The 23,775-nt window shown below is 68.4% G+C and carries 25 protein-coding genes; 11 read left to right on the top strand and 14 right to left on the bottom strand.

The features are described from left to right. The 5 genes from VGT00_18390 to VGT00_18370 all read left to right on the top strand — a co-directional run. Positions 1–497 (top strand): ABC transporter substrate-binding protein (locus VGT00_18390; protein HEV8533399.1); only part of this gene is annotated, 497 nt, incomplete at its 5' end. Continuing rightward, the gene (locus VGT00_18385; protein HEV8533398.1) at positions 485–1,456 is read left to right on the top strand and encodes an ABC transporter permease; all 972 of its coding nucleotides are present in this window, start codon (positions 485–487) and stop codon (positions 1,454–1,456) included. The genes VGT00_18390 and VGT00_18385, both read left to right, overlap by 13 nt. Then, positions 1,449–2,279, top strand: coding sequence for an ABC transporter permease (locus tag VGT00_18380; GenBank protein ID HEV8533397.1), 831 nt, complete (start codon positions 1,449–1,451; stop codon positions 2,277–2,279). Before VGT00_18385 ends, VGT00_18380 begins: the two co-directional genes overlap by 8 nt. Positions 2,280–2,286: 7 nt before the next feature. Beyond that, positions 2,287–2,532: a hypothetical protein gene (locus VGT00_18375; GenBank protein HEV8533396.1), complete on the top strand. Its 246-nt coding sequence runs from the start codon at positions 2,287–2,289 to the stop codon at positions 2,530–2,532. 7 nt (positions 2,533–2,539) lie between these two features. Further along, positions 2,540–3,931 (top strand): amidase, encoded by a 1,392-nt coding sequence (locus tag VGT00_18370; protein HEV8533395.1) that lies wholly within the window; start codon positions 2,540–2,542, stop codon positions 3,929–3,931. On the opposite strand, the gene VGT00_18365 is transcribed toward VGT00_18370, so the two are convergent. After that, positions 3,928–4,332 (bottom strand): hypothetical protein, encoded by a 405-nt coding sequence (locus VGT00_18365; GenBank protein HEV8533394.1) that lies wholly within the window; start codon positions 4,330–4,332, stop codon positions 3,928–3,930. The genes VGT00_18370 and VGT00_18365 overlap by 4 nt on opposite strands. Before the next feature lie 160 nt (positions 4,333–4,492). After that, the gene (locus VGT00_18360) at positions 4,493–5,431 is read right to left on the bottom strand and encodes a dihydrodipicolinate synthase family protein (protein ID HEV8533393.1); all 939 of its coding nucleotides are present in this window, start codon (positions 5,429–5,431) and stop codon (positions 4,493–4,495) included. A 158-nt stretch (positions 5,432–5,589) separates the two neighbouring features. On the opposite strand from VGT00_18360, the gene VGT00_18355 reads away from it, so the two are divergent. Both VGT00_18355 and VGT00_18350 read left to right on the top strand, forming a co-directional pair. Beyond that, on the top strand, positions 5,590–7,167 hold the full coding sequence (locus VGT00_18355; GenBank protein ID HEV8533392.1) for a DUF3300 domain-containing protein: 1,578 nt from the start codon (positions 5,590–5,592) through the stop codon (positions 7,165–7,167). A 234-nt stretch (positions 7,168–7,401) separates the two neighbouring features. Continuing rightward, positions 7,402–7,785, top strand: coding sequence for a hypothetical protein (locus VGT00_18350; GenBank protein HEV8533391.1), 384 nt, complete (start codon positions 7,402–7,404; stop codon positions 7,783–7,785). An 80-nt stretch (positions 7,786–7,865) separates the two neighbouring features. Here VGT00_18350 and VGT00_18345 read toward each other — a convergent pair whose 3' ends face one another. Together VGT00_18345 and VGT00_18340 are read right to left on the bottom strand one after the other, a co-directional pair. Next, positions 7,866–10,148 (bottom strand): fused MFS/spermidine synthase, encoded by a 2,283-nt coding sequence (locus VGT00_18345; GenBank protein ID HEV8533390.1) that lies wholly within the window; start codon positions 10,146–10,148, stop codon positions 7,866–7,868. 76 nt (positions 10,149–10,224) lie between these two features. Further along, positions 10,225–11,910 (bottom strand): amidohydrolase family protein, encoded by a 1,686-nt coding sequence (locus VGT00_18340; GenBank protein ID HEV8533389.1) that lies wholly within the window; start codon positions 11,908–11,910, stop codon positions 10,225–10,227. A gap of 196 nt (positions 11,911–12,106) precedes the next feature. Here VGT00_18340 and VGT00_18335 point away from each other — a divergent pair, with 196 nt between their 5' ends. From VGT00_18335 to VGT00_18325, 3 genes are read left to right on the top strand one after another with little or no spacing between them, the layout of a single operon-like run. Next, entirely contained in the window at positions 12,107–12,394 is a 288-nt protein-coding gene (locus VGT00_18335) for a hypothetical protein (protein ID HEV8533388.1), read from the top strand. A 36-nt stretch (positions 12,395–12,430) separates the two neighbouring features. Continuing rightward, on the top strand, positions 12,431–12,637 hold the full coding sequence (locus VGT00_18330) for a hypothetical protein (GenBank protein ID HEV8533387.1): 207 nt from the start codon (positions 12,431–12,433) through the stop codon (positions 12,635–12,637). Next, complete coding sequence (locus tag VGT00_18325) at positions 12,634–13,725, top strand: hypothetical protein (protein HEV8533386.1); 1,092 nt, start codon at positions 12,634–12,636, stop codon at positions 13,723–13,725. The genes VGT00_18330 and VGT00_18325 overlap by 4 nt, the downstream gene beginning before the upstream one ends. A 290-nt stretch (positions 13,726–14,015) precedes the next feature. On the opposite strand, the gene VGT00_18320 is transcribed toward VGT00_18325, so the two are convergent. Both VGT00_18320 and VGT00_18315 read right to left on the bottom strand, forming a co-directional pair. Continuing rightward, the gene (locus VGT00_18320; protein ID HEV8533385.1) at positions 14,016–14,198 is read right to left on the bottom strand and encodes a hypothetical protein; all 183 of its coding nucleotides are present in this window, start codon (positions 14,196–14,198) and stop codon (positions 14,016–14,018) included. Between the two features lie 56 nt (positions 14,199–14,254). Further along, positions 14,255–14,812 carry an SIMPL domain-containing protein gene (locus tag VGT00_18315; protein ID HEV8533384.1) on the bottom strand — a complete coding sequence of 186 codons (558 nt, stop codon included), beginning with the start codon at positions 14,810–14,812 and terminating at the stop codon, positions 14,255–14,257. 188 nt (positions 14,813–15,000) lie between these two features. Here VGT00_18315 and VGT00_18310 point away from each other — a divergent pair, with 188 nt between their 5' ends. After that, complete coding sequence (locus VGT00_18310) at positions 15,001–15,144, top strand: hypothetical protein (protein ID HEV8533383.1); 144 nt, start codon at positions 15,001–15,003, stop codon at positions 15,142–15,144. A gap of 23 nt (positions 15,145–15,167) precedes the next feature. On the opposite strand, the gene VGT00_18305 is transcribed toward VGT00_18310, so the two are convergent. The 8 genes from VGT00_18305 to VGT00_18270 form a co-directional block, all read right to left on the bottom strand. Further along, the gene (locus tag VGT00_18305; protein ID HEV8533382.1) at positions 15,168–15,623 is read right to left on the bottom strand and encodes an RES domain-containing protein; all 456 of its coding nucleotides are present in this window, start codon (positions 15,621–15,623) and stop codon (positions 15,168–15,170) included. Next, positions 15,623–16,057, bottom strand: coding sequence for an antitoxin Xre/MbcA/ParS toxin-binding domain-containing protein (locus VGT00_18300; protein ID HEV8533381.1), 435 nt, complete (start codon positions 16,055–16,057; stop codon positions 15,623–15,625). Before VGT00_18300 ends, VGT00_18305 begins: the two co-directional genes overlap by 1 nt. A gap of 60 nt (positions 16,058–16,117) precedes the next feature. Beyond that, positions 16,118–16,942: an ABC transporter permease gene (locus VGT00_18295; protein HEV8533380.1), complete on the bottom strand. Its 825-nt coding sequence runs from the start codon at positions 16,940–16,942 to the stop codon at positions 16,118–16,120. Continuing rightward, the gene (locus VGT00_18290; protein ID HEV8533379.1) at positions 16,942–17,919 is read right to left on the bottom strand and encodes an ABC transporter permease; all 978 of its coding nucleotides are present in this window, start codon (positions 17,917–17,919) and stop codon (positions 16,942–16,944) included. Before VGT00_18290 ends, VGT00_18295 begins: the two co-directional genes overlap by 1 nt. Before the next feature lie 49 nt (positions 17,920–17,968). Further along, complete coding sequence (locus tag VGT00_18285; protein HEV8533378.1) at positions 17,969–19,579, bottom strand: ABC transporter substrate-binding protein; 1,611 nt, start codon at positions 19,577–19,579, stop codon at positions 17,969–17,971. 295 nt (positions 19,580–19,874) lie between these two features. Then, a complete protein-coding gene (locus VGT00_18280) occupies positions 19,875–21,929 on the bottom strand; it encodes an ABC transporter ATP-binding protein (protein ID HEV8533377.1) in 2,055 nt (684 codons plus the stop codon). Continuing rightward, positions 21,929–22,753: an ABC transporter permease gene (locus VGT00_18275; protein HEV8533376.1), complete on the bottom strand. Its 825-nt coding sequence runs from the start codon at positions 22,751–22,753 to the stop codon at positions 21,929–21,931. The genes VGT00_18280 and VGT00_18275 overlap by 1 nt, the downstream gene beginning before the upstream one ends. After that, positions 22,750–23,697 carry an ABC transporter permease gene (locus VGT00_18270; protein HEV8533375.1) on the bottom strand — a complete coding sequence of 316 codons (948 nt, stop codon included), beginning with the start codon at positions 23,695–23,697 and terminating at the stop codon, positions 22,750–22,752. The genes VGT00_18275 and VGT00_18270 overlap by 4 nt, the downstream gene beginning before the upstream one ends. Positions 23,698–23,775 lie beyond the last annotated feature (78 nt).

Below are 23,775 nucleotides of genomic sequence, written 5' to 3'. Positions count from 1 at the left end.
CGGGCGGCTTCGAGGTCACCTTCCTCGTCCCCGAGTCGGGCTCGGGCATGCAGCAGCCCGTGGAGATGGGCACGGTCATCCAGGCGCAGCTCCAGGCCGTGGGCATCAAGGCCAAGATCCAGACCATGGAGTGGGGCGCCTACTTGAAGAAGTATCTCGACGGCCCCGACATGGCGGAGATGTCGTGGAACCCGTCCATCGGCGATCCCGACCACGTCACCTACATGCTGCTTTCCTCGGATCGGTTCCCGCCCGCCTTCAACGCGGGCTTCTATCAGAACGCGCGGGTCGACGAGCTGCTCCGCAAGGGGCGGACCACCGTGGGAGACGCCGAGCGCGCGGCCATTTACAGGGAGGCCCAGCGCATCATCAGCGACGAGGCGCCGTGGATCTTCATCGACCACGGGCGGCAGATCATCATCCACCGGAAGCGCGTGCAGAGCTTCAAGCTCCACCCGAACTTCGATCTCGTGCTGACGCAGGTGTGGCTGCAGTAGGAGGCGGCGGGCTTCCCGCCTACGCCCTTCGCCGCCTGCTCCTCGCCGTCCCCGTGCTCTTCGGGGTGTCGGTGCTGGTCTTCGCCGTCCTGCACCTCGCCCCGGGGGACCCCGCCGCCATCATGCTCGGCGCCCAGGCCACCAGGGAGGACGTCGCTCGGCTCCATCGGGATCTGGGCCTCGACCAGCCGCTGGTCATCCAGTACGCGCGGTGGATGGGACACGTCCTCCAGGGCGATCTTGGTCGCTCCATCCCGCTCGGTCGCGCCGTGCTGCCCGAGGTGCTGCTGCGCTTCAAGGCCACCCTGGTCCTCACCGGGGGCGCGCTCCTGATCGCCATCCTTCTGGGTCTTGCCGCGGGCATCGTCTCGGCGGTCAAGCAGTACACGTGGCTCGATCGCATCAGCATGGGGGTGGCCGTGACCGGCGTGAGCCTGCCCGTTTTCTGGACGGGGATCATGCTCATCCTGCTCTTCGCGCTCCAGCTCCGCTGGTTTCCCTCGAGCGGGATGAGCTCTCCTTACGGCAGCGGCGTGGCCGACGTGCTCTGGCACCTGGTCCTCCCCGCGGTGACCCTCGGCACCGCCTCGGCGGCGGCGCTGGCGCGGCTCACGCGCTCGAGCGTGCTCGAGATCATCCGCCAGGACTACGTCCGCTCGGCCCGCGCCAAGGGCCTGGCCGAGCGCGCCGTCATCGCGCGGCACGTGCTCAAGAACGCGATCAATCCCATCATCACGGTGCTGGGGCTGCAGGTGGGTTTTCTCCTGGGCGGGGCCATCCTGACGGAGACGGTCTTCTCCTGGCCGGGGCTCGGCTCCATGATGGTGCGCGCCATCCAGGCGCGCGACTATCCGCTCGTCCAGGGCGGCGTGCTCCTCATCGCCACGACCTTCGTGCTCGTCAACCTCGTCGTCGATCTCCTCTACGCCGTCTTCGATCCGCGCATCCGCTATGAGTGATCTCGTCCGCATGTTCCGCAAGAGCAGCTCGGCCCTCTTCGGCCTGGGGCTCGTCGCCGTCATGGCCGTGCTCGCGGCGCTGGCGCCGTGGATCGCCCCGCGCGACCCCGATGCCATCGACACGGCGCGGCGCCTCGCGCCGATCCTGACGGCCGGGCACCCGCTCGGCACCGATGAGTTCGGCCGCGACCTCCTGAGCCGGCTCCTCTTCGGCGCGCGCATTTCCCTGGTGGTGGGGCTGACCGCCACGGCCCTGGCCGCCCTCGTGGGCTCGCTGTGCGGGCTCCTCGCCGGCTTCATCGGGCGCTGGGTCGACCAGCTCATCATGCGTTCCATCGACACGCTGCTCGCCTTCCCGTATTTTCTTCTCGCCGTGGCCATCATCGCCGCCCTCGGCCCCGGCCTCGTCAACGGCATGGTCGCCGTCGCCGTCGTGAACATTCCGTTCTACGGGCGCATCGTGCGGGCCACCGTGCTCTCCGTGAAGCAGACAGAGTACGTCGAGAGCGCGCGAGCGCTGGGGATCTCGGAGCTTCGCCTCGCCCTCACGCACGTGCTGCGCAATTGTCTGGCCCCGCTCATCGTGGCCATCACCCTCAACGTGGGCGGGATGATCACCGCGCTGGCCGGGCTGTCCTTTCTGGGCCTGGGCGTCCAGCCGCCGACCTCCGACTGGGGGAGCATGCTGTCGGCGAGCCGCCAGTATCTCAACGTCGCGCCGCACGTGGCGGCGCTGCCGGGCATGGCCATCTTCCTCACCGTGCTCGGCTTCAATCTCCTGGGCGACGGGCTGCGCGACGCGCTCGACCCCCGCCTGCGCTGAGGTGACCATGCCCGAGACACCGAATCCGGAAGCGGTGACGCTCTTCGCGCTGGTCGTGAATCGCTATGGCGGCCGGCTCACCACGGAGCAGCTCGACGAGATCAAGAAGATGGTCGAGGGACAGGTGGAGATGGCCCGCGCGCTGCGCGCGGTGAGGCTCGGCAACGCCGACGAGCCCTTTCAGGCGTTCACGGCCTACCGGGGTGACCCCACTCCTCACCCTCCCCTCTCCCCTGAGGGGAGAGGGATGTGAATCAGCCGTGAGCTCCGATCTTCTCTTCAAGCCGGTGCGCGAGCTTGCTGCCCTCGTGCGCGCGCGCCGGCTCTCGCCCGTGGCGCTGACCGAGCTGTGCCTCGATCGCCTCGAGCGCCTCGGCCCGAAATACAACGCCGTGGTCACCGTCACCCGCGAGAGGGCGCTCAGCCAGGCGCGGCGCGCGGAGGGCGAGATCGCGGCGGGGCGCTACCGCGGACCCCTCCACGGCATTCCCTATGGCGCCAAGGATCTCCTGGCCACCGCGGGCACGCCGACGACGTGGGGCGCCGCGCCCTATCGCGAGCAGCGCTTCGACTTCGACGCCACCGTCATCCTCAAGCTCGAAGAGGCGGGGGCCGTACTCTGCGCCAAGCTCGCCATGATCGAGCTGGCGGGGGGTATGGGCTATCGCCAGCCCACGGCGTCCTTCACGGGACCGTGTATCAATCCATGGGACGCGGATGCCTGGACCGGCGGATCGTCAAGCGGGTCCGGGGCCGCGGTGGCGGCAGGATTGGTGCCCTTCGCCATCGGCTCGGAAACGTGGGGCTCCATCCTCTCGCCCGCGGGCTATTGCGGTCTCGCGGGGCTGCGCCCCACCTATGGCCGGGTCAGTCGGCGCGGCGCCATGGCGTTGTGCTGGACGCTCGACAAGCTGGGGCCGCTCGCTCTCACCGCGGATGACTGCGGGCTCGTCCTCGAGGCCATCGCCGGCGCGGATCCCGCCGACCCCACGGCGAGCGAGCGTCCATATCGATACGAGGTGGCCGATGGGAGAGGCTTTCGCTTCGGGGTGATCCCCGGCGTCACTGACGGCTGCGAGGAGGCCGTCATCGCGAACTTCCGCCGCTCGCTCGACGAGCTCGGGAAGATCGGCACGGTGGAGGAGGTGGCGCTGCCCGATCTGCCCTACGAGCAGATCACACGCACCATTCTCCAGGTCGAGGCCATCAGCGCCTTCGAGGACCTCATCGAAAGCGGGGGCATCGCGGAGCTGACGGCGCCCGAGGATCGCTTCACGCCCTATGCCCGCGAGGCCATCCTCGCCCACGACTACCTCAAGGCCGTGCGCCTGCGCGGCGTGATGGCGCGCGAGATCGACCGCGTGATCAGTCCGTACGACGCTCTGGTGTCCCCGGGCCGGATCAATGAGGCGCCACGGCTGGGGCAAGAATTCCGGAGCGCCATTCGCGCCACCGCCAAGGACGTGATGGGCGCCGTGGGCAATGGGGCCGGGCTGCCCGCGGTCTGCGTGCCGAATGGGGTGGGCGCGCGCGGGCTACCGACGAGCCTTCAGTTCATGGGTCGCGCGTGGGAGGAGAACCGCGTCCTGGCCGCCGCCCGCGCGTACCAGTCGCTCACCGACTGGCACACACGCCATCCGAAAGTCGACTAGCGCGGCTGCGGCGTTGCCGTCGGCGGCGCGGTGGGCGGGGCCGGGGGGTTCGGCACCCATACCCACTTGTAGGCCGTCGTCACGCCGTCGCCCTGGAGGATATAGCGGCCTTCGGGGAAAATGACCTCGCGATCGACCTGGGGCGCCTGCTGCGTGTACGTGGCTGCCGGAGCCGTGTAGCTGGCCTCCGGAGCGGTGTAGACCACCGGCGCAGGATAGTAAGTCGGGTAGTAGTACGGCCAGGGGTAGAACCCGCAACAGGGGAAGCCCACTCCGATCCCTACGAACACTCGTCCGCCACGGTGGAAGCCGCGGTGACCGCGTCCGTTGGCCTCCGCGGCCATCGGGACGAGGGCCGTCAGAATCGCCAGCAATCCCAGAATCGCCAGGGCCTTTTTCATGGCTGCTCTCCTTCGCGCCAGGCTCGCTTCAGCGCGTCGGTCTGGATCTGAAACTCCGGGCGACCGGGGGCACGCCCGGTTCGCCGAGCCTGCCCGCCGCCTCGCCTGAATTCAGTATATGCCTCTGCATCGCGGGTGCCCGGGTCAATTTACAGCACGCCTAGCGCTTCGATCCTGCGTCCTTGAGACCCGGCATGGTGAAGCCGGCCCCGTCGAGCTCCTTGACCAGGGAAGCCCTTTGCTCGGGCGTGAGGGCGACCAGCGGCGGCCGCACCGTCGCCCATGACTGATCCCCGCCATGGTGCGCGATGGTGGCCTTGAGGGCCGGGATCATGGGATAGCGGGAGACGATGCCGCGGATCTGATCGAGCCTGGCCTGCTGCTGATCGGCGTCGGCCTCTTTCCAGGTGGCGAAGAGCTTGGCGATGGGCCCGGGGTTGACGTTGGCGGTGGCGCTGATGCACCCGGCTCCGCCATTGCGCATGTTCTGCAGCAAGAAGGTCTCGCTCCCCGCGAAGACGTCGAAGCCCTGGCTGGCGAAGTTAGCCAGGTAGGCCTGGGTATTGTTCCAGTCGCCCGAGCTGTCCTTGGCACCCGCCACGATGCCCGGATAGGCCTTGAGCAGCCGCTCGATGAGCCCCACCGTGATGGGCACCTGGGACACGGGCGGGATATGGTAGAGGTAAATGCGCAGCCGCTGGTCCCCCACGCGCTCGATCACTTCCGCGAAGCTCTTGAAGAGCCCGTCGTCGCTGACGCCCTTGTAGTAGAAGGGCGGCAGCATGAGGACCCCGCCGCAGCCGAGCTTCATGGCATGCGCGGAGAGCCGGACCGAATCGGGGAGGGCGCAGCAGCCCGTGCCGGGCATCATGCGGGCGGGGTCGAGCCCCGCCCCCACCAGCCGGTCCAGAAGCTCGATCTTCTCCTCGGTGGAAAGTGAATTGGCCTCTGAATTAGTTCCGAACACCGCCAGTCCTACATCCTGAGTCAGGAGCCAGCGGCATTGCCGGACGAAGCGCTCCGGGTCGGTAGAAAGATCAGGCTTGAACGGCGTGACCACGGGGGAGAGGACACCGCTGATGCGGTCTTTGGCTCTCACGATCGGGGCTCCTTGGAATCTTGGGGGTGGATGCCGGCGCCTATCGTACCACCGCCATGGGAGTCTTGTCCGGGGCGGCGAGGGCGCTCCTGACCTGGACCTCCTTGACGCGTTGTGGTAGGCGGGTTGGCGGCGAACGCAGGAGGTCTTGAAGCGCGATGAGACTCTGGAAGCAAGCTCTGTCGGGTGTGCTGGCTCTACTCATGGCCTTGCCCGCCTCGCTCCTCGCCCAGGTGCCGTCCCCCATCCCGCCTCCACCGCCGTCCGCGCCACCGGCGCTCTTCTTTCCCGAGCAGCTGGAGCAGATCGCCGCCCCGATTGCCCTCTATCCGGACCCACTGCTCGGGCAGGTGCTGATGGCGGCAACCTATCCGCTCGAGGTTGTTCAAGCGGCGCGCTTCATCCAGGCCAACCCCACGCTTCAGGGTGGCCCGCTCAATGACGCGCTCAGGGCGCGGTCGTGGGATGACAGCGTGAAATCGCTGGCCCTCTTCCCGCAGGTGCTCGCCATGATGAACGACAGGCTCGACTGGACCCAGAAGCTCGGCGACGCCTTCCTGGGCCAGCCGCGCGAGCTGATGGATGCCGTCCAGCGGCTCCGCGCGCGGGCGCAGGCTCAGGGCACGCTCGCCAGCACGCCGCAGCAAACCGTCGTCGTGGAGCAGGCTCCCCAGCCCCTCATCCAGATCGTGCCGGTGAATCCCGAGATCGTCTACGTGCCGGTCTACAACCCTGTCGTGGTCTATGGCCCCTGGCCCTATCCGGCCTATCCCCCCTACTACTACTACCCGGCAGGCTGGCCAGTGGGCAGGGTTTTCGTCTCGTTCGGCCCTCCCATCTTCGTGGGGTTCGGGCTGTGGGCGATTTGCCACTGGCATCGCCACGTCGTGGTCATCGATGCACCCCGATACCATCGCTTCACCGAGGTGGTGAACGTCGAAGCGCGGCGTGGCGAGCTGGCGCGGGTCCGGGCCGTGCGCGTCGAGGGCGACCGATTCGCATGGGAGCACAATGCGCTACACCGGAGAGGCGTGGCATACCGCGACGCGGCCATACCGCAGGAGCGTGTCGGCTGGCCACGCCCGCCCGACCGGGCATCGCGTGAGCCCTTCCGGGGCCGAGGGGAGCCGGCTCGTGCGGATCAGGTCCAGGTCCCTCAAGCGCGGATCGAGCCCGGCCGCGTGGAGCCCCCACGGGCTCAGTCGAGCCGGACTGATCACGACCGAGCGCAGCCCGATTGGGTCGACCGCGTGCGCCACGGACGAGCGCAGCCTCCGGCCGACCCACCGCGACCAGGTGTGCAGGCACCGCCGCGACCCGAGGCCGGCCGGGGTCAGCCGGTGAGCGCGCCACGCGTGGAGAGCGCGCCTCCGGCGCCGGAACAGCGACGGGAGCCCGGCATGCCTCAGGGTGTGAGAGGCGGTGGCGATGCTCGGACCCATGGCGACCGCGGCCGTGAAGGCCATCAGCGTGAAGGCCATCAGGTCATTGCCCCGCCGAGCCCTGCGGTTCGTACCCCGCCACCGCCGGTGAGCGCTCCGAGCGGAGCTGTCCGGCCCCCGAGCGTGGCGGCTCCGCCGAGCCCTGCCCCTGCCGCGATTGCCCCGGCACCCACGGGCCCTCCGGCGCAGCAGAGGCCTCCAGGCGGCGGCGCTCCCGGTAGCGGAAAGCGGTACGGCTCCGCTCGCGAGACGACGTCGATGGTCAGCCCTGCGGGTGTAACCGCGCCAAGGTAGTTGCGTCAGTCCGAGGGAAATCCTTCCCGAGCAGTTCTTACTCGGTGTCTCACACTCGATTTGAGCTCGCGCCCACTTCCCGGGCGAAGACGACCGATTCCGCGCTCTGATCCCGTCATTTCGGGTCAGCGGCGTCTCGGAAATCGGTAAAGGGGGACCGGCCGACAGACTGGCACATCCGATGCTGGACTGGGTGAGCACAGATCTGGCGTAGTCCGAACCACGAGGAGGACAATGATGCGATATTCCAGCGTTGGCTTTGCCCTCGGTCTGCTTTTGACGGCGTCGCCCATATGGGCGGCGAGCAGCGAAAAGCATTCCGGCGTCATCGTGGCCGCCGATCAGCGCACCATCACCATCGAAGAGATGGGACCCTGGCGTGGTCCGAGTACGGCTCCCGCCCGTCGCGTCTTCCAGATCACGCCGGGCACGAGGGTTGCGCTGGCGGAGCGGACGCCGGACGGAAGCCTTGGGTGGCCGTTTGCGTTCACGGAGCGCGCGCTCGAGCCCTCCGATCTTCGCGCGGGCGACTACGTCACCATCGAGGTCGAGCCGCAAGGGAAGCGCGCGGTCGCCGTCCAGGTGCAGGCCGTGCGGCCCACGGCTGACAATCAATAGCGAGATTCCCACAGTCCCGTCCCGCTGAACCCGACGCCGGACCGCCCCACGGTGGGCGCTCCGGCGTCGGCATGCCTGCCTCACCAGGAAAATACCCTCAGCAAGTTGTGGAAGTCATCCGTCCAGAGGCCGACGCGTGGATTGCCCTCGAGCTTGGTGGCATTCCACTTCTCGTCGCGGGCCATGTTCCCGAGGGCCGCCCGCGTCCGGGCCAGCACCGCCCAGGTCGAGCTGGTGGCGCCGTCGGTCGGCGGCGACTCGTCCGACCAGATCAGCTGCCCGCCCAGCTGCGCCTCCTCGGCGAGGTTGGCCACCACCGGCTCGAGGGCGAGATAGCGGTTCGAGAGATGCAGCGCGAGCAGGCCGCCCACGTTGAGCATGTCGAAATAGAGGCGCAGGGCCTCGCGCGTGAGCAGATGCACGGGAATGGCGTCCGAGCTGAAGGCATCGACCACGATCAGGTCGTAGCGCTCGCCGGGCCGCTCCTTGCGTACGGCGTCGAGGCGAATGCGGGCATCGCCCAGCTCCGTGCGGATGGAGACGCCCCGGGCCTCCGCGTCCGACACGTAAGTGAAATACCGGCGATCGAAGGCGATGTCGCGGACCAGCGGATCGATCTCGTAGAAGGTGACGGCATCCCCGGGCCGCGCATAGGCGGCCAGCGTCCCCGTCCCCAGGCCGATGACAGCCATGCGCCGCACGATGGTGCGCTGATCGAGCTCGGCGAAGAGCCTTCCCACGGGCCCTTCCCGCGAGTAGTACGAGAGCGGCTCGGCTCGCCGCGCGGGATCACGGCTCTGGCGGCCGTGCAGCGTGGTGCCGTGGTGCAGCTCGGTGTAGCTCTCGTCGCGGGAGACCTGGAGCACGCCGAAGAAGCTCCGGGCCAGGCGGATCTGGTCGTCCCGCCGCGCATCGATGTAGCCTGCCACGAGGAGCAGGCCGCCCAGGGCAAGGCCCATGACCCAGGGGCGCCGTCGGAGGAAGAAGGCTCCGGCGAGCGGAAGTCCATACATCAGGAGCTTGTTCATGGCCCGCCGGATCGGGGTCAGCCACTCCACGGCCGCGTCAGACGGGATCTTGAGCAGACCGGAGAGAAACTCGAAATCGATCCGCACGCTGAGCGAGTCCGAATAGAGGACGAGCCCCAGGGCGACCACGGCGAGGGCCAGACCCAGGTCTGCCCAAAGAGGTCTGCCGGAGGCGTGCCCGCGCGCGCTCACGAGCACGGCGGCCAGCACCATCATCAGCGGGTACTCCACGAGCGACCTGAAGACGACAGGGGCGATGAGCGCGTTGAAGAGGCCGCCCAGCACCCCGCCCACGGAGAGCAGGAGATAGAACTCGGTCAGGTGTCTGGAAGCCGGCCGGCGGCGGGCCAGCTCACCGTGGCAGGCGAGGGCGACGAGCAAGAGCAGCAGGAAATGCCAGAGCATGGTGATCCAGATGCGCTGCTTGAAAGCCGAGATCATGAGAAAGAGGACGACCAGGATGACGGGGAGGGTGGCCGTGGTGACCAGGCGATGGAGCCGGTCGGGCCAGTGGCCGAAGGTCAGGATGAAGCTCAGCAGATAGACGGCAAGCGGCAAGACCCACAGCAGAGGCACGGCGGCCAGATCCGTCGTGATGTAGGTGGTGGCGCCGATCAAGAGGCTCGAGGGCACGAAGGCGAGAATGATCCAGCGCAGCCGGAGGGCCAGGCCCGGCGGCTCATGGACGAGCGAGACGGCCTGATCCGATGGCTCCGGCGCCTCCCATGGTTCGACGGGCGCGGCTGTCACCACGCGTCGCCAGAGCACGAACGCGCAGAGCGCGATCAGGACGGCGAGCGAGAGGTAACCGAGACTCCACAGCCGCGTCTGCGTCATCCAGCCCTCGCCTCGCAGATGCAGCCGCGGCTCGATCAGGGTTGGATAGCCCAGGAGGGCCAGCATGCTGCCGAGATTGCTCGCGGCATAGAGGAAATACGGATCGTGGGCCGCCGGATGTCCCGTGTGGCTGAACCACTTCTGGAGCAGGGGCGCGGTGGCGCTGACCACGAAGAAGGGCAGCCCGACCGACACGGAGAGGAGCAGCAGCACATCCAGCACCGGGTTCGCCTCGCCGCCGTGCAAGAAGTGCGGATTCACGGCCAGGGGCAGGACGGCCAAGGGTATGGCGAGGATGCCCAGATGGAGCAGGGCCTGACGGGGAGAGGCGCCGAGCCACGCCGTGCTCGCGTGCGCATACGCATACCCGGCCAGGAGCGCGGCCTGGAAGAAGACCATGCACGTGCTCCACACGGCCGGGGTGCCGCCGAGGAGCGGGAGGACCATCTTGCCCACCATGGGCTGGACGACGAAGAGGAGCGTCGCCCCCACGAACATGGTGGCGGAGTAGAGCAGCAGGATGGCGGTCAGTGCCGGTCCTCTAGCGGATCACGGGGTCCGCGACGGCGCGCGCCTACGCCCCGAACTCCCGTAGCACGCGCCCCGGCCGGCCACAGTCGGCGATGACGCCGCCCTCGTCCGCCGTGCGCGCGCCATTGACCCAGACGCCGTGGAGGCCGACGGCCGGCGTGTCCAGGCGCGAGGCGCCCGTGGGCAAATCATTCACCCGGCGCTTCTCGCCTCGCCCGACCCGGGCGGGATCGAAAAGGATCAGATCCGCCCAGGCCCCCGGCACGACCCGGCCGCGGTCCTTGATGCGGTAGGCGTCGGCCACCGTGCTCGTGACCGCGCGCACCGCCTGCTCGAGCGTCAGGTCGCCGCGCTCGCGCACCCAGTGCCCGAAGAGATGGAGGCCGAAGCCCGCGTCGCACAGGAAGGAGAGGTGGGCGCCCGCATCCGAGAGGGCCACGGCCGCGCACGGGTGGCGCAGGAGCTCGGAGACCTTCTTTTCATCCGTGTTGAAGAGCCGGCAGTCGAACATGGTGTCGAGGTCATCGGCCAGCCCGAAATCGAGAAAGACATCGAAGGGCTCTCGCTTCTGCTCTCTGGCCAGCTCGCCGATGGTCTTGCCCTCGAGAGGCCGGAGCGCGGGCTTCTTCACCTCGGCGATGGTCAGGTAATCCCAGTTCGCATTGCTGATGCGATTCGGCACGCCGGGCTCGCCCATCTCCTTGGTCAGGGCGCGGCGAAAGCCCGGGTCGGCCAGCACCTGCCGGTAGCGCACCTCGTCGGGCGCGGTCAGGGCGGGCCGCCACGCCATGAGGGCCTCCAGCGGATACGGGTGGCGCAGCGTGAACTCCATGCCGAGCGGGAAGCAACCTACCTGCGCCCAGAGCTCGCGGCCGCGCGAGCGCGCCTGCTCGATCTCGCCCAGCTCCTTGAAGACGCGGCCGGGATCGCCCGGATCCACGAACATGGCCGCGATCATCACGGGCCGGCCATTGTGCCCCGCGATCTTCTCGAGCCACGGAATGGTCGAGGTCATGCCCTTGGTCAGCATGAAGATGCCCCGCCCGGCCTCGCCCAGCGCTCCCGTGAGGGCGAGCATCTCTTTCTCGTCGGCCAGCCGCGAGGGCATGGGAATGCCGTTCTCGCCATTGTGTTGCTCCAGGGTGGAGGTGGCGAAGCCGATGGCCCCCGCCTTCACCGCCTCGAGCACGATGCGCTTCATCTCGGCGATCTCGGCGTCCGTGGCGGGGCGGCGGGCCGCCTCTTCGCCCAGGACATACGTGCGCACCGAGGAATGCCCAACGAAGGAGGCCACGTTCGGCACGACACCGCGACGCTCCATGGCGCCGAGATATTCCGGATAGCTCTCGAAGTCCCACTGAATGCCCGCGCGCATGGCGTCGAGCGACATGCCCTCCACGTGGGTGAGATTGCGCATGATCAGGTCGCGGTTCTGAGGCCGGCACGGGGCGATGGTGAAGCCGCAATTGCCGATGACCACCGTGGTCACGCCGAGCGAGGTCGACGGCGTGGCGAAGGGATCCCAGGTCAGCTGGGCGTCATAGTGCGTATGGATGTCCACGATGCCCGGGGCCAGGCAGAGCCCCTGCGCGTTCACCGTCTGCCGGGACGGGCCCAGGCCGCGCCCGATGGCGACGATGCGGCCGCCGGCAACCGCGACGCTTCCCTCGCGCGCCGGGGAGCCCAGGCCATCGACGATGCGCGCATTGTCTATGACGAGATCGTGCACGTCGTGGGGCCTCCTTCGGGTGGTCGACCCTGAGCGTCGCGAGTCGGAAACGATGTGAGCCTAGTCCCCGCGCGCCACATCGTCAACCTATTCACAATGTCGAACCACGCGCATTTGGGCGCCCCGCGACATCAGCCGCGGAGGTAGACTACGCCACGTGCAGGTGATGTGAGATCCGGAGAGAGGAGGGCAATCCATGAGCGACAGCGGCGACCTGCTCTACGACCCGACGGCCGATCCCAGGATCCTGGCCACGGGCCTGGCCCCGCGCCTGGCCAGCCTTCAAGGCAAGCGCGCGGGCATTCTCGACAACAGCAAGGCCAATGCCGGCACCCTGATGCTGGCCGTGGTGGAGCGCTTGAAGGAGCGCTACGGGGTGCGGGACGTCATCAAGCGCGAGAAGGGCATCGCGGGCCCGCCCTCGCCGTCCATCCTCGCCGACCTGACGACGTGCGACTTCGTCCTCGTCGGGAGCGCCGACTGAGGGTCGTGCACGTCGTGGAGTATCCACGGCGCCATCGTGCTGGAGCAGCACGGCATTCCCACCGTCGTCATGGGCACCAAGGAGTTCGAGTCGCTTGCCACGCTCGAAGCGAGGAATCGCGGACTGGCTGAGCTGCCCCTGGCCCTCATTCCCCATCCGCTGGGCGGCATTCACGAGGAAGAGGTGGTGAAAAAGGCCGATCTGGCCATCGAGGCCGTGGTGAACGCCGTCACCCGGTCATGAGCACGGCCGGCCCGGCGGCCAAGACCTTCCGGCTGGACGGCTCCTATACGGCCATCAACCGCCTCTACCAGGAGCGCGGCTGGACCGACGGGCTGCCCATTGTTCCGCCCACGGACGACGCCGTGCGCGAGTTTCTGCGCTGGACCGATCGCGATCCGCGCGAGGTGGTGGCCGTGCTCCCCCCGCGACAGGGCGAGGCGACCGTGGAGCGGATCGCCATCAACGCGGTCATGGCCGGCGCCAAGCCCGAATATCTGCCCGTGATCATCACGGCGGTCGAGGCCCTCGCCGATCCCGATTTCAACCTCGACTCCATCCAGGCCACCACACATCCGGTGGCCCCGCTCATGATCGTCAACGGTCCCATCGCGCGCGAGCTCGAGATCAATGCCGGCTACAACGCCTTCGGCCAGGGTTTCCGCGCCAACATGACCATTGGCCGCTCCGTGCGGCTGCTCCTGATGAATGTCGGGGGCGGGCTGCCCGGGACAGGAGACCGCGCCACCCAGGGCAGCCCGGCCAAGATGGCCTACTGCATCGCCGAGAACGAGGCGGAGAATCCCTGGGAGCCGCTTCACGTCGAGCACGGCTTTCCCGCCGACGTCAGCACGGTGACCACCATCGGCTGCGAGGGGCCGCACAATATCCAGGACCACTACAGCTACACGGGCCTGGGCATCCTCAAGATCATTGCCGGGGCCATGGGACAGGCCGGGAGCAACAATCTGCTCGCGGCCGGCCATCCGTTGCTCTCTCTCGGGCCCGAGCATGCCGCCACCATCGCGCGCGACGGCTACGGCAAGCAGCAGGTGAAGGAGTTCGTCTTCGAGCACGCGCGCTTTCCCCTGGCGCGGCTCGGCGAGGAGTACCAGCGTCACCACGTGGAGAGCCGCAAGATGCCCGCCGCCCCCGACACCATGCTCCCCATCGTGAAGTCGGCTGATGATCTGTCGGTGATCGTGGTGGGCGGCGCGGGCAAGCACTCCTGCTGGCAGCCCACCTTCGGCAATCAGACCAGGCCCACCCGCCGCGCCATCACACGCAAGGATGGCACGCCCCTGCGCGCCATCGCCGAGCTTCGCCGCTAGAGACCTCGGAGGGGGGCTTTGCCCCCTTCCGAACCTCCCCCCAGGTTGCGCCGGCGAAGCTGGCGCTCGAACCTCGATCCTGAGACCTGCTCCGAGAGGTCTGTAGGGTTTGTTCAAATACTGCTTATGGTCTCGCGAGCAGGATGTTCCGCTTCGAGCGCCGGCTCCGCCGGCGCAGTTCTCAGATTGCTCGCCTCGGACGGTGGGGCCCCAGCCCCACGACGTCCTGCGGCTCGCACGCCGTCCGGGGGGAGGCTTCGGAAGGGGGGCGGAGCCCCCCTCGGAGCTATCTAGAGGGTGGGCTCGCGGCGGTAGACCGCGTAGATATTTCCGGTGAGGCGAAGGGAGACGTTGCCGAGCAGCTCGGGCCGCTCCCCGGAGCGCTGGCCGCGCGAGACATTGAATCGCCAGTAGTTGACGCCCCCGTCGGGACGGAGGACTTTTTCCTCCGACTGCACGTTGAAGTTCTGCACCTGGAGCTCGGCGGGCGGCTTGTCGCCCGCGCAGATTCCCGCGGCGTCGGGAGTGGTCAGGCACCAGGCCTTCCAGGCGGCCGTGGCGCAGCTCTGCTGGAGGTCGTTGAGCTTCGCATCCAGGTCGCGAATGAGCGCACCACCGGCTCGCGCCGGGAGCCACCCGTGTTCAGGACGTCATCGCCGAAGCGGTCGAGCCCCAGCTCGATCAGTCGCTGAAGGATCTGATCGATGGGCGCGTTGACGGGAAGCTCCGCGCGCAGCCGCTGCACCACCTGGAAGGGCGGCTCCGCATCCAGGGGGCGGCGCGCCGGGGAAGTTCTCAGGGTCCGCACACGCTCGAGGAGCTGGAGCTGGCCGCGATTGCTGTCCAGATAGCCGCGAAGGAGCGCGAGCTGCTTCTCGAGCTTGTCGACGGCCTCGATGGGCTGGAGCGCGCCCGCGGCGACGCCCCCGACGATCACGGCGACATCCGGCCTCACCTCGACCGAGCACGTGCCGGCCATCTGATAGACCTGGGCGGAACGGCCCGTCTGCCCCTGCGCCGCCGAGTGGAGCATGAGCAGTGCGAGGACCAGGACCAGCAGCCTGACGGCGACGCGAAATTTTCTCATGCCATTGCGGGGAGCAAGGGGGGTGCCACCGCTCAGGCGCGGTAAGTGGCCGCGACTACGGACCCGCCGAATGGCACGCGAGCGGCTCCCGCCGACATGTGACAAGTGTCGTCAGAGGAATGCCCAACATTGACCGGCCACGCCGGCGGAGACTAACCTGAGCCGTGGGCATTTCACCGGAGGGCGCCATGAGGAAGAGATCCTGGATCGCCGTCACCCTGATGATCGTCGCTATCGGCATGGTGGCATGCGCGGGCATGTCGGATGAGGAGCGTTGCAAGAGAGAGGGTGGCGTCTGGAAGTCCAAGGCCTGCGAGATTCCTAAACCCTGAGAGCGGGGAGAGGGTGAAGTCGCTTACCGCCAGAGCCGCGGATCGAAGGAGAACGGCTCGGGCCGGCCGATGCGGATGCGCTTGAAGTACCGGTGGAGCGGGTTGAGGAGGTAGTTCAGCTCCTGGAGAATGACCGCCGACGGCACCGCGAGTACCGCGGTCGCGTGCGCGGCGGCCCAGCGGCTGCCCAGATCGGCGAGGGCCTGCGGCCGCGGAAGGGTTCTCCAGTCCCGTGGGAGATCGGAAGCTCGAGCTCGCGTGATCTCCACGGAATCCGGAATGTCCGCGGCCAGAGCCACGTAGTTCTCCGCGAGATCCTCGTCATCCACGTGCACGAGCAATTCCATGGCGGCAAGGGACAGCGCGGACGACGTGTAGACGAGAGGGGTTCCGCGATGGTTCCAGCGCCCGCCGAAGAGCCGTGCGCCTTCTCCGTCGAAGGCGGCGTGCCGAGACTGCGTGAGGCGCCAGACCCGGATCAGCTGTAGACGCCGTACTCGATGCGACCGAGGATCGTCACGACCTCCTCGGCGCCGAGGTCAGTGTCCAGCAGGTCGAGGGGCATCGCGCCGCCGAGGGCCCGGTTGGGATTCTGCAGCCACCGCCCCGCCTTGGCCTGGGCTCCCAGTATGTCCTCGGCCGACGTGGCCACGCGCGCCACGCGGAGCAGCCGGTCCGACTCATCCGCTCTGAGTCGTCGCTCCTTCTTCCGGCGCGCCATGGTGCGTTCCGGGAGACCGATCACGCGGGCCAGGGTGGCCAGGGGGATGCCGTAACGTTTCGCGACAGCCGACAGGGCGGCGTAGGGCAGCCCCTCTCGTGTCCGACGAACGACGGCCGAGTAGTCTGCCAGACGCTCCCGGAGCACGTTTCGGCCCCCGAGGGTTTCCGCGATCATCAGGGCTGTGACCATGGCCGCCTCCTGCAATATGGCAGCAATGGTACCGCCATATGGCATCACGGTCAAGAGTGCCTACCGCCGGAGACGGGGGTTCAGCGCGTCGTTCAGGCCCTCGCCCACCAGATTGATGGCCAGCACGGTGAGGAGAATGGCCACGCCCGGAATGGCGCAGAGCCACCAGGCCACCCGGAGCACGCCGCGCCCGGCCCCTACCTGAAAGCCCCAGCTCATCACGTTGGGATCGGAGAGCCCGAGGAAGGAGAGGCCCGACTCGATGAGGATGGCCGTGGCGACCATGAGGGAGGCGAGCACGATGATCGGGGCCAGGCAGTTCGGCAGGATGTGGCGGAAGATGATGCGCGCATCCGGCATCCCGAGTCCGATGCACGCCTGGACGAAGTCGCGCCGGCGCATGCCGAGGAACTCTCCGCGCACGAGCCGCGCCACCGCGGGCCAGGACACCACGGTGATGGCCATCACCGTGCTCGAGAGTGACGAGCCAAGCACCGCGACCAGCACGATGGCGAAGAGAAAGGCCGGAATGGTCTGGAAAAACTCCGTCACCCGCATCAAGAGATCGTCCACGATGCCGCCGTAGAAGCCCGCCAGCCCGCCGAGCACGGTGCCCACGGCCACCGCCATCGTCGTGGCCACCAGCCCGATGAGGAGCGACGTGCGCGCGCCGTGCGTGATGCCCGCGGCCACATCGCGGCCGAGCGTGTCGGTGCCGAAGAGATACTCGCCGAAGGGCGGGGAAAGCGGCTTGCCCGCGAGCCGGAAGGGGCTCCCCGGGCTGATCCACGGCGCGGCCAGGGCCAGGAGGACGACGGCGCCCAGGATGCAGAGGCCGAGCACCGCCGCGCGATTCCGGCCATAGCGGCGCGAGAAGGCGGCCATCAGGCGACCTCGATGCGCGGGTCGAGCAGCGTGTAGAGGAGATCCACGGCCAGGTTCACCACCACCACCGTGCAGGCGGAGAGGAAGAAGATGCCGAGGAGCAGGTTCAGATCGCGTGCGAAGAGCGACTGAAAGGCCAGGAGTCCGAGCCCCGGCCAGCCGAACACCGTCTCCACGATGACGGAGCCACCCAGCAAGCCCCCGGTCTGCAGCCCCGCCATGGTCACCACGGGCAGGAGCGCGTTTCGCAGCGTGTGGGCCCAGACGATGCGCCCCTCCGAGAGCCCCTTGGACCGCGCCGTCGTCACGTAGTCCATGCCCGCCTGCTCCAGCAGCGAGGCCCGCATGAGGCGGGTGTAGAGCGCCATGTAGAAGAGCGAGAGCGCGCCCGTGGGCAGGATCAGATGCCGGCCGATGTCGAGGGCGCGCGCCCAGCCCGTCTTGAAGGCGCCGATGCTCTCCATCCCGCTCGTGGGCAGCCAGCCCAGCCGGATCGAGAACAGCACGATGAGCATGAGGCCCAGCCAGAAGAGCGGGGTGGCATAGGAGACGAGGGCGAAGATCGAGATGACGGTGTCGCGCCAGCGATGAAGACCCGTGGCGGCGAGCAGTCCGAGCAGCGAGCCCACCGTCACCGAGAGGACGAGCGTGGTCACCATCAAGAGCAGGGTCGGCCAGAGCCGGGCCACGATCAGCGTGAAGACCGGCTGGTCGTGACGGAAGGAATACCCGAGATTCAGCGTGAGGATGTTCCGCGTATAGGCCCAGAGCTGAAGCCCGAGCGGCTGGTCGAGCCCGAAGCGCGCGCGGAGCTGGGCCATGTATTCCGGCGTGGCCGAGCCCGCCTCGCCCGCCAGCACGGTGGCCGCATCGCCGGGGGCCAGGTGCAGCAGGAAGAAATTGAGCACCACGATGGCCAGGACGATGGGGATGGCGTGGAGGAGCCGGCGGGCGACGTAGCGGACGCGGGGACTCATGGGCAGCGCCGCCCGCCATTCCCGCGGAGCCGGCGACCAGATACCGGCGCTACGGCTTCTGCCAGGCCCGGTCGAAGCTACCGTAGACGCCGAGCGGGCTCGTGATGATGTCCTGGAAGCGGTTGTTGGACATGTTGACGAACTGCATGTCGAAGAGCCACACGATGGGGCTGTCGTCCACCACGGTCTTCTGAAACTCCTTGTAGAGGGCGGCGCGCTTGGCCGGGTTGGATTCGATCGTCCCCGACTTCAGCAGATCGTCCACCTTTGGGTTCGAGTAGCGCGTGCTGTTGACGAAGACCGTGCCCTGGCGGATCTGATCCGTCAGGTACTGACGGTGCACGCCCAGCACGGGATCAGCCAGGTTGTAGTAGAAGTCCGAGGTCAGGTCGAAGTCGTAGTTGGTGAAGATGCGCTTGAGCCAGCTGGGCACGTCCTCGTGGCGCAGGGTGACGTCGATGCCGATCTGGCCGAGGGCCTGCTTGATGTACTCGCCGAGCCGCTGCCACTGCTCGCCGTAGGGCAGGATGTCGTGGATGATCTTGAAGCGCATGCCGTCGGCCCCGCGCTTGAGCCCCGCCGCGTCGAGAAGCCTGTTGGCCCGCTCGATCCGGTCGGGGGTGTCATAGCGCCGCACCTCGCTCGTGTACAGTCCCGTCTTGGCGAAGTTGGCGTTGAGCGGGCCCGTGGCGGGGCGGCCGAAGCCGAACCAGATATTCTCGATGATGAACTTCCGGTCCACCGCGTAGGCGATGGCCTGGCGGACTTCCTTCTTGTCCAGAGGCGGGTGCTTGCTGTTCATCTCGAGGAGCGTGATGGGATTGACCATCGAATAGCCCTCGAGGGTGATGGCGATGTGGGGCAGAGCCTTCAGGCGGTTCACGTCCACGAACGGGATGGCGTCGAAGGCCGCGAAGTGCACCTCCCCCTTCTCCATGGCCGCCGAGCGCGTGGAGGGATCCGGGATGAAGCGCGCCACGATGCGGTCCAGATAGGGCTGCCCCGGCTTCCAGTACTGGTCATTGCGGTCGAGCCGGATGAACTGCCCCTTGTCCCACTCCACGAACTTGAAGGGCCCCGTGCCCACGGGCTTGTTGGCATTCGGAGCACTCTTCGGATCCTGCCCCTCGAAGAGGTGCCTGGGGAGCATGGGTGACTCGTAGCCCGACAGCGCCCGCAGGATATAGGGCGCGGGCTGGTCCAGCTTGAACACGGCCGTCGCCTCGTCCGGCGTCTCGATGTCGGTCACCGAGCGAAAGGTGTTGGGCCCCCGCGGATGCACCTTTTTCAGCACCTCCATCACCGAGAACTTCACGTCCGCGCTCGAGAACGGCTTGCCGTCGTGGAAGCGCACGCCTCGCCGCAGCTTGAAGGTGACGCTCTTCCCATCCGCGGCCACCTGCCACGACTCGGCCAGGCTCGCCAACGGGTTCAGGTTGAAGTCGTACTCGAGCAGCCCGTCGTAGACCTTGGCCGTGACCTGCCCGATCGGCCCCGAGGTGGAGAGATACGAGGCCAGCGTCGGCGGCTCGGGCTGCACCAGCATGACCAGGGTGCCTCCGCGCTTGGGCTGGGCCTCGGTCTCCGGAGACGGCGTGGAGTGCAGGGCAGTGAAGAGCGCGACGGCCATGATCATGATCAAGCGGACATGCCTGCGCATTGAGCGCCTCCTCTGGAATGGTGGGCGCCGATGTTAGCAGCGGGTGCGGCAGGGCGCAAGGCGTGGGCGCCACCGGCACTGGGTCAATTTACTTCGCCAGATCCACTCAGCCCTCGCTTCGCGGCCGAGCCGCTCAGCTCGAACTGCCACGTTGCGAGCGGGCCAGCAACCCTCAACGTACACCCACGTACGCCTCGGGCTGCCGGCCCGCTCGCGCGTGGCCGTTCGAGCTGAGGGCGCAGCCCGAGGCGAGAGCTGAGTTGATCTGGCTCGCAACTTGCCCCAGTGCCAGCGCTCAAACTGAGTCGCGGGCCGGTCGAACGGGCCGCTCGCGCCGCAGGTCGTCGAGCGGGATATGACAAGCGAGCCAGTGCGTGCCGTCCGCGCGCTGGAGGGGAGGCTCGACCTCTTCGCAAATACGACCGAGCTTGCTCGGGCAGCGGGTGTGGAAGCGGCAGCCGGGCGGTGGGCGGCGGGCGCTCGGCACGGCGCCCTCGAGCCTGACCGTGACCGCCCGCGCGGACGGATCGGGCACGGGGATCGAGGAGAGCAGCGCCCGCGTGTAGGGGTGATACGGCGGGTCAAAGATCTCGTCCATGGTGCCTAGCTCCACCAGGCGGCCGAGATACATGACGCCGATGCGGTCGGCGAAGTGGCGCACGAGGCTCAGGTCGTGCGAGATGAACACGTACGTCGCATCGAGCCGGTTCCGCAATTCGGTGAGGAGATCGACCACCGAGGCCTGGCTCGACACGTCCAGCGCGGAGAGCGGCTCGTCCAGGACGACCAGCTCGGGCCCCGTGGCGAAGGCGCGCGCGATGGCCACCCGTTGCTTCTCTCCTCCGCTCAGCGCGCGAGGCAAGCGACGAAGGTAGCCGGCGTCGAGGCGCACGGCCTCGAGCAGCTCGCGGACCCGGGCCCGGCGCGCCGGGCGTGGCACGCCCTGGATGGCCAGCGGACGCTCGAGAATGGCCGCGACGCGCTTGGTGGGGTTCAGCGATGAATCGGGGTTCTGAAACACGACGCGGACCACGCGGCGGAACTCCGCGTCGTTCGTGATCTCAGCAAAGGACTGCCGACGGCGGATGCTCACGGCGCCGGAGGTCGGGGGCAGCAGTCTCAGGAGGAGGCGACCGAGCGTGGTCTTGCCGCAGCCGCTCTCGCCCACGAGAGCCAGGACCTCACCGCCACGGACGTCGAACGTCACGTCGTCGACCGCGTGCACGGGTGGACGCGCGAGTCCCAGCCACCGCGTGAGGGCGCCCGGCTCGTCGTAGTGCTTGGTGAGGCTCTCGACACTCGCGACAGGTGCGGCGATCTCGGGCAATGGAAGGGCGGCGCGCCGCGCCTGGGGGGTGGGCGGGGTCGCGATCACCGTCTCCCACCGCAGGCAGCGTGCCGCGTGCGCCGGGCCGACGGTGACCATGGGAGGCTGCCCGCGAGTGCAGGCATCCTCCACAAAGTCGCAGCGGGGCGCGAAGACGCAGCCCTCGGGCAGGTGCGTGAGGTCCGGGAGCCGGCCGCGGATCGGCCGGAAGGCGCGCGCCAGGTCGAGATCAGGCAGGGCGTCGAGCAGGCCGCTCGTGTAGGGGTGCGCGGGGCGACGGAAGAGCCGCGCGGCCGGCGCCGCCTCCACCAGCTCGCCCGCGTAGAGGATGCCCACCCGGTCGCTCACCTGGGCGATGACGGCAAGGTCATGGCTGATGTAGAGGATGGCCGCGCCGATATTGTGTCTGAAGCCGGCCACCAGCTCGAGGATCCGCGCCTGCGTGGTGACGTCGAGCCCCGTGGTCGGCTCGTCCATGATGAGGAGGGCTGGGTCACCCGCGAGGGCCATGGCGATGACCACCCGCTGCTGCATGCCGCCGCTGAGCTGATGCGGATAGGCGCGGGCGACCGCCGATGGGTCGGGGATGTTGACCAGGGCCAGCAGCTCGAGCGCGCGCGCCGCCGCGCCCGCCCGGGAGGCAAGCGCGTGGATCTCGAGCACCTCGGCGATCTGCTGCCCGGCGCGCATCGACGGGTTGAGGGCGGACTTCGGGTCCTGGTAGACCATGGCGATGCGCCGGCCCCGAATGCTCCGGAGGGCGTCCGGGGCCAGGCCGAGGAGGTCCTTGCCCGCGAAGTGGATGGCGCCGCCGACCACCCTCGCGTTGGACGCCAGATCGCGCATGATCGCGAAGGCGAGCGTGCTCTTGCCCGAGCCCGACTCGCCCGCGATTCCGAAGACCTCGCCGGTCCCGATCTCGAGACTGACATCGCGGAGCGCCTGGACCTCGCCGCGCGGCGTCTCGAAGCTCACGGATAGCCGCTCGATCTGGAGAGCGGGCTCGGGCGTTTGCCGCGACATCACGTACGCCCGGCCAGGCGATCACGAACGCCGTCGCCGAAGAGGTTGAAGCCCACGATGGTCAGAGCGAGCGCGAGGCCGGGACAGAGGAGCGGCCAGGGTGAGAGAAAGATGTGCTGGCGCGCCTCGCGGATCATCAACCCCCAATCCGCCGTGGGCGGCTGGACGCCGAGGCCGAGGAAGGACAGGCTGGCCGAAGCGAGGATGGCAAAGCCCACGCGAATGCTCGCCTCGATCACGATGGGGGGCAGGAGGTTGGGCAGGATTTCGCCGAACATGATGTAGGCATGCGAATCGCCCTGGGCGCGTGCGGCCACCACGAATTCCTCGTGCGTCACGGCCAGGGTCTGACTTCGCACGATGCGAGCGATGCCGGGGGCATTGGCGACGCCGATGGCGAGCAGCGCATGCGCGGTGCTGGCTCCGAGCGCGGTGACGATCATGAGGGCCATGAGGAGAGCGGGGAAGGAGAGGAAGGCGTCGACCACGCGCATGACCACCTCGTCGGTCCGCCCGCCCGCATAGCCGCTGGCCAGGCCGATGGGCACGCCGAGGAGGAGGCCGAGGGCGACGGCGCCCAGTCCCAGGAAGAGCGCGGTGCGCCCGCCGAAGAGCGTGCGGGTCAGGAGATCGCGGCCGTACTGATCGGTGCCGAGCAGGTGGCTCGCGCCTGGCCGCTGGAGGCGATCGAGAATGCTCTGCTCGGCCACCCCGTACGGGGCGAGAAAGGGCGCGAGCACGGTGAGGGCGAGCACGCAGGCGAGGATGAGGGTGCCGATGGCCAGGGGCGGGTTCGCGCGGACAGCCCCCGCCAGGGTGGTCATTGAAATCGGATCCGCGGATCGAGCCACGCGTACGCCATGTCCGCCGCGAAGTTGGCGAAGGCGTAGGTGGCGGCGACGATGAGGATCGATACCTGCAGGAGCGGCACGTCGCGGTTCTGGATCGCGTAGAGAATGAGCCGCCCCATCCCCGGATACGCGAACACCTCCTCCACCACGACGATGCCGCCCATGAGGTAGCCGAGGTCGAGGGCGATCACCGTCACCGCGGGCAGGAGCCCGTTCCGCAAGGCGTGGCGCACGACGACGCGGCGCTCGGTCGCCCCCTTGAGCCGCGCCGTTCTCACGTAGGCGGACTGGAGGACCTCCACGAGCCCGGAGCGCGTCTGGCGGAGCACGTGGGCGATCAGGACGAGGGTGAGGGTCAGGGCCGGTAGCACCAGGTGCGAGAGCCACGTGCGCAGCCCGGCGGCCAGGGGCGCGTAGTCGCCGGTCGGAAAGAGATGAAGCGACGGCCCCGCGAGCACGAGAATGAGCACCATGCCGGTGACGAACTCGGGCACGGAGATCCCGACGTACGAGGCCGTGAGGATCGCGAAGTCGAGCGCGCGGCCGCGCCGGAGGGCGGCGAGGGTGCCGAGGGGGATCGCGACGAGGACCACGGCCAGGAGAGCGAAGCCGGCGAGCAGGGCGGAGTTGCGCAGCCGCAGCCCGATGATCGCGGTGACGGGCTGCTTCATGGCGAGCGAATAGCCCCAGTCGCCCGTCACCACGCCCCCGATCCACGCGACGTACTGGACGGCGAATGGGCGGTCGAGGCCCATCTCGCGCTCGAGCGCGCGCAGGCTCTGTGGGGTGGCGTACTCGCCCAGGATGAGGGTGGCCGCGCTTCCCGGCAGCACGTGGATGGCCACGAAGACGATCAGCGAGATGAGGACGAGGACGAGCGCGATCGACAGCGCCCGTCGAGCGACGTAGAAGCTCACAAGCTCCCGGGCTAGCCCGACCTATTCAAGAGCGCGCGCACCCAATTCTGGCCTCCCCCTTGTCTACTCAGCTCGAAT

It is taken from the genome of Candidatus Methylomirabilota bacterium (assembly GCA_036002485.1).
GTDB lineage: Bacteria > Methylomirabilota > Methylomirabilia > Rokubacteriales > CSP1-6 > AR37.
The sequence above is the reverse complement of the archived record's forward strand: the minus strand, read 5'-3'. Positions and strand labels throughout refer to the sequence as shown.

Excerpts from the sequence above, each read along its gene's own strand:
- VGT00_18280 (HEV8533377.1), bottom strand. The coding sequence starts at position 21,929 with ATGTCGCGGCAAACGCCCGAGCCCGCTCTCCAGATCGAGCGGCTATCC.
- VGT00_18350 (HEV8533391.1), top strand. The coding sequence starts at position 7,402 with ATGATGCGATATTCCAGCGTTGGCTTTGCCCTCGGTCTGCTTTTGACG.
- VGT00_18335 (HEV8533388.1), top strand. The coding sequence starts at position 12,107 with ATGAGCGACAGCGGCGACCTGCTCTACGACCCGACGGCCGATCCCAGG.
- VGT00_18325 (HEV8533386.1), top strand. The coding sequence starts at position 12,634 with ATGAGCACGGCCGGCCCGGCGGCCAAGACCTTCCGGCTGGACGGCTCC.
- VGT00_18290 (HEV8533379.1), bottom strand. The coding sequence starts at position 17,919 with ATGAGTCCCCGCGTCCGCTACGTCGCCCGCCGGCTCCTCCACGCCATC.
- VGT00_18355 (HEV8533392.1), top strand. The coding sequence starts at position 5,590 with ATGAGACTCTGGAAGCAAGCTCTGTCGGGTGTGCTGGCTCTACTCATG.
- VGT00_18345 (HEV8533390.1), bottom strand. The coding sequence starts at position 10,148 with ATGTTCGTGGGGGCGACGCTCCTCTTCGTCGTCCAGCCCATGGTGGGC.
- VGT00_18380 (HEV8533397.1), top strand. The coding sequence starts at position 1,449 with ATGAGTGATCTCGTCCGCATGTTCCGCAAGAGCAGCTCGGCCCTCTTC.
- VGT00_18310 (HEV8533383.1), top strand. The coding sequence starts at position 15,001 with ATGAGGAAGAGATCCTGGATCGCCGTCACCCTGATGATCGTCGCTATC.
- VGT00_18375 (HEV8533396.1), top strand. The coding sequence starts at position 2,287 with ATGCCCGAGACACCGAATCCGGAAGCGGTGACGCTCTTCGCGCTGGTC.
- VGT00_18300 (HEV8533381.1), bottom strand. The coding sequence starts at position 16,057 with ATGGTCACAGCCCTGATGATCGCGGAAACCCTCGGGGGCCGAAACGTG.
- VGT00_18285 (HEV8533378.1), bottom strand. The coding sequence starts at position 19,579 with ATGCGCAGGCATGTCCGCTTGATCATGATCATGGCCGTCGCGCTCTTC.
- VGT00_18365 (HEV8533394.1), bottom strand. The coding sequence starts at position 4,332 with ATGAAAAAGGCCCTGGCGATTCTGGGATTGCTGGCGATTCTGACGGCC.
- VGT00_18275 (HEV8533376.1), bottom strand. The coding sequence starts at position 22,753 with ATGACCACCCTGGCGGGGGCTGTCCGCGCGAACCCGCCCCTGGCCATC.
- VGT00_18315 (HEV8533384.1), bottom strand. The coding sequence starts at position 14,812 with ATGAGAAAATTTCGCGTCGCCGTCAGGCTGCTGGTCCTGGTCCTCGCA.
- VGT00_18295 (HEV8533380.1), bottom strand. The coding sequence starts at position 16,942 with ATGGCCGCCTTCTCGCGCCGCTATGGCCGGAATCGCGCGGCGGTGCTC.